Genomic DNA, 3,753 nt, shown 5'->3' with positions numbered 1-3,753 from the left:
ACCGCCGCGTTTGAGCCGCACAGCCCCGAAGGGGATGTCAAGCTCATCGTGCACCACGATGAGCCGGGAGACCTCGGCCTTGTAGAAGCTCCGGGCCGCCGCGACAGGATGGCCGGAGAGATTCATGAAGGAGAGCGGGCGGGCGAGGACCGCCCGCGCCCCGGCCAGGCGGGTCTCGGCGACATCGGCCCGGGAACGGTGCGACTTCAGCCGCGACCCGGTCCGCTCGGCGAGCAGGTCCACGACCATGAAGCCGGCGTTGTGCCGATTGCCGGCATAGGTCGGTCCGGGATTGCCGAGGCCGACGACGAGCCAGGGCCCATCGTCGGCCGGGATGGTTACCATCGGCAGACAACATCGGCGATGGAGCGGATCCGCTTAGACGGACGCGCTCGCGACGCCGGCCTCCTCCGCCACCGGAGTCTCGCCGAGCGAGGCCTCCTGCTGAGCGTTCGTCCGCTTGGCCAGGCACTGCACGACGACCAGGTCGGTGTCGGCGTCGAGCTCGGAGCCGGCCGGCAGCACCAGCTGGCGGGCGAAAATGCTCGTACCCGGCTCGAGCCCGGTGATGTCGACCTCGATCGGGCCGGGCAGCCGGGTGGCGTCGGCCTTCACCGCAATCGTGGTGACCTGCTGGTCGACCAGGGTGTCCGGGTGTGGTTCCCCGATCACCTGCACGGGGATATCGGCCACGACCTTCTCGCCCCGGGCTACGAGCACGAGGTCGATGTGCTCGAAGCTGCCCTTGATCGGGTGGCGCTGGACGTCCTTCGCGAGCGCGAGTTCGGTCCCCTCGGCCAGCTCGAGCGTCAACAGGACGTTCGTGCCGGCGTCGGTCTTGAAGGCGTGGAGTAGGTCGTGTGCGGGCAGCGCAATGTGACGCGGCGGCTTACCGTGACCATAGAGAACGGCCGGGACCTTGCCGGCCCGACGGGTGCGACGAGCCCCGCCCTTACCGAACTCGGTGCGCGGCTCCGCGGCGATGCGGACCTCGGACATGGCGGCGCTCATCCTTTCCTAAACTGGGGATCCGGCGCCGGAGGGCGGTGGAACCACCGCGGCGCGGTCCTTCACAGTACCGGACGCGCCACGGCAAGGGGGAAACGACCCCGTTCTGTCAAGACCCTTGGTGCGTCGCGGCCTTGGTCACCCTGCCCGGTCACGCCGGGCCGCACCTCAGCGCACCTGCGGCCGGATGGTGGCAGCGGGGCGGACCTCCACCTTGGCGGGTAGCCGCGGACGACCGACCGCGGTCCGGGCTCGATGGAGCACCGGGCCACGGATGTCGTCGAGCACGCCGGCGACCCCCGGCCCCGGGACAACGGTGACCGCGATCTCCAGCACGGGTTCCCGCCGGCCACGCAGCACCGCCCGCACCGCCTCGACGCCCGCGATCCCGAACACGTCGTCCTCGACGGCGTCGGTCAGTGCCGCGGCGGACAGATGGACACCGCCGAGCGCATCATCCGTCACGTAGAGTCCACGGCGCCGCGCCGCCAGCGCCGTCTGCGCCCGAAGCCACCCGAGGGCGAGCAGGACGACCAGCCCGGAACCGATCCCCACGGCGAGCCAGAACCAGGTGTGGGAGGTCGGGTAGGAACGGGTGTCGGCATCGAGCACCGCCTCGTCGGCGACGCCGTCTCCGAACGCACCGGCCCCCACCAGCAACGCGAGAACACCGGCCGCGAGGCAGAGCAACCCGACTCCGACCAGGGCGACCCGGTTGAGGCGGTCGGGCGGTGGCTCGGACAGCCCGGCCGGCCCACCGCCGGGCTCCGTGGGTACCCCGCCACCCGCCGAGCGGCCCTCGGCGGTCTGCCCTCCCGCTGCCCGTGTCTCGGTCATGCCGCACCGCCACCGGTCCGTCCCGCCCCGTTGACGGTCCGGTCCGCGGCCGGTGGGGTCGCCTGGATGCGCAGCTCGAGCGGCTCAGCCAGTTCGAAGGAGGCAAGCAAGGAGGCCAGGACGGCACCCGCGCGTTCCCGCGCGCCACCGGCGGCACGCGGCCGAAGACGCAGGCGGACGTCGGCGGTCCGGTCACGGACCCGAACCCGGGCGGCCCGCACCCCGTCGACGGTCAGGGCGGCGGAGCTCAGCGCCCGCGCAAGCCCTCGCCGCTCGACGAAGACAATGGTCTGCGCGCAGCTGCGCCGCACGGTGAGTCGGGACGGCGTTCCGCGCCGCGCTCCGAGCCAGATCAGCAGCAGGCCGACCAGAACGCAGATCCCCGCGGCCAGTCGGACCGCCCCGGAGGACCAGGCCGTGCCCGCCAGGCCGTCCGCCCACGCCGGCCAGTCGACCACGGCGTAGCCCCTGCCACCGCCGGCCGCAGCCACGATCTCGATGACGGTGATGACCCCGGCGGCCGCGGTCAGCGCGGCGAGCAGTCCGGCAACGATCCTACGCCCCACCCACACGGCACCCTCCCCTCACCGAGCCCAGCCTTGCCTGTTACCCGTGCTCTTGTTACCCGTGCTCTGAACGCGAACCGGCGGGACAGAAGATGGCCGCTACCCATCGGAGGACAGCGACGGGATCTCGATGTCCAGGTGTGCCACGCGCACACCCGTGAGCGCCGCGACCCGGTCCCGCACCTCACAACGGACCAGCTCGGCCGTCTCCGTGACCGGGATCGGGTAACGCACGGAGAACGACATCGTCAGCCGGGCGGTGGCTCCCTCCATCTTCGCCGAGACCCGTGGCCGCCCGGCACGCCCACGACGCCGCGCGCCGCCACGGCGCGGGAATCTGCGTGGCGGTCCGGTAACGCCGACAACGTCCGCCGCCGCCATGGCCGCGATCTTCTCGACAACCCGGTCCGCCACCCGCAGGGAACCGGCCCCTGACCGCCTACCCGCGGGACGGCCCGGTCGCACACGCTCCCTCTCGTTCACCGCCGCCCCCGACGCCGGTCACCGCCCACGTAACGGGTGATATCGAGATCACCATCCACCACCTTGCCGATAACCAGCCCTATCGCACCGAAGACCAGCACGATCAGAAACTCGCCGAAGCCCCCGAAGGCGAGGGCGAGTCCGGCGATCAGACCGATGATCAGGCCAAGCGCGCTCGATCGCATGTGGCTCTTCCCCTTTCCCAGCCCATCCAGCCCGGCCCATCCAGCCCGGCCCATCCTGCGGCCGCGGTACCCGGTCCGCCCCTCTGGACCGGCAGATCGAGGGGCGTCCCGCGTGATCGTCACATGGAACCGGGCCCGGGGTGCGGTCCCGCGGACCCGGTGTCGCCTCAGCGCACCCGAGGACCACGGCCGGGGCCGAACCGCACCCAGCGGTACGACCACCACCGGCGCGCGGAGTCGGGACACCGGCGCCCGCGACCGCGAACCCAGGCGAACAGGATGCCCGCGGCGGTGGGCCGATGATGGGTGGTGAGGCGGACGCCCGGAACACCCAGCGCGTCCGGCCCAGCCGGCCCGTCCGGCGCGGATCGCAGGGCCCGCAGGCCGGCGGCGAACGCCTGTGGATCACCTCCCCGATCCGGGTGGTGCGTGCGGATGAACGCGCGGATCTCGGCCCTGCGTCGGGCGGCGTCGAGCTGGCGTCGGGATGACTCCTGCCGCCGATCGGAGGTCACGACGCCCCCATCTCCGCCACCCCCGCATCCGGCACCCCCGCATCCGGCACCCCCGAACGGAGCGTCTCCGGACCGACCACCGCCGCGTCCGGCCCCTCCGGGCACGACAGGTCCGGATCCGGAATCGCCAGATCACGGATGACGACGTCGACCCGGGGA

At 72.4% G+C, this 3,753-nt stretch carries 7 protein-coding genes; all 7 read right to left on the bottom strand.

Annotated elements, in window-relative coordinates; translation table 11 throughout:
- Positions 1 to 345 (bottom strand): aminoacyl-tRNA hydrolase (gene pth / locus ACY45C_RS04495; RefSeq protein WP_462186376.1); only part of this gene is annotated, 345 nt, incomplete at its 3' end.
- A 33-nt stretch (positions 346 to 378) separates the two neighbouring features.
- Entirely contained in the window at positions 379 to 999 is a 621-nt protein-coding gene (locus ACY45C_RS04490) for a 50S ribosomal protein L25/general stress protein Ctc (RefSeq protein ID WP_462186375.1), read from the bottom strand.
- Positions 1,000 to 1,176: 177 nt separating this feature from the next.
- Entirely contained in the window at positions 1,177 to 1,845 is a 669-nt protein-coding gene (locus tag ACY45C_RS04485) for an Asp23/Gls24 family envelope stress response protein (RefSeq protein ID WP_462186374.1), read from the bottom strand.
- Entirely contained in the window at positions 1,842 to 2,411 is a 570-nt protein-coding gene (locus ACY45C_RS04480; RefSeq protein WP_462186373.1) for a DUF6286 domain-containing protein, read from the bottom strand. The genes ACY45C_RS04485 and ACY45C_RS04480 overlap by 4 nt, the downstream gene beginning before the upstream one ends.
- Before the next feature lie 99 nt (positions 2,412 to 2,510).
- Positions 2,511 to 2,894, bottom strand: coding sequence for an Asp23/Gls24 family envelope stress response protein (locus tag ACY45C_RS04475; RefSeq protein WP_462186372.1), 384 nt, complete (start codon positions 2,892 to 2,894; stop codon positions 2,511 to 2,513).
- Positions 2,891 to 3,079 carry a DUF2273 domain-containing protein gene (locus ACY45C_RS04470; protein ID WP_462186371.1) on the bottom strand — a complete coding sequence of 63 codons (189 nt, stop codon included), beginning with the start codon at positions 3,077 to 3,079 and terminating at the stop codon, positions 2,891 to 2,893. Before ACY45C_RS04470 ends, ACY45C_RS04475 begins: the two co-directional genes overlap by 4 nt.
- A gap of 167 nt (positions 3,080 to 3,246) precedes the next feature.
- On the bottom strand, positions 3,247 to 3,594 hold the full coding sequence (locus tag ACY45C_RS04465) for a GTP-binding protein (RefSeq protein ID WP_462186370.1): 348 nt from the start codon (positions 3,592 to 3,594) through the stop codon (positions 3,247 to 3,249).
- Between the last annotated feature and the right edge of the window lie 159 nt (positions 3,595 to 3,753).

The organism is Frankia sp. CcWB2 (genome assembly GCF_977927585.1).
Note: the sequence above shows the minus strand (reverse complement) of the source record. Positions and strands in the feature narration are given on the sequence as shown.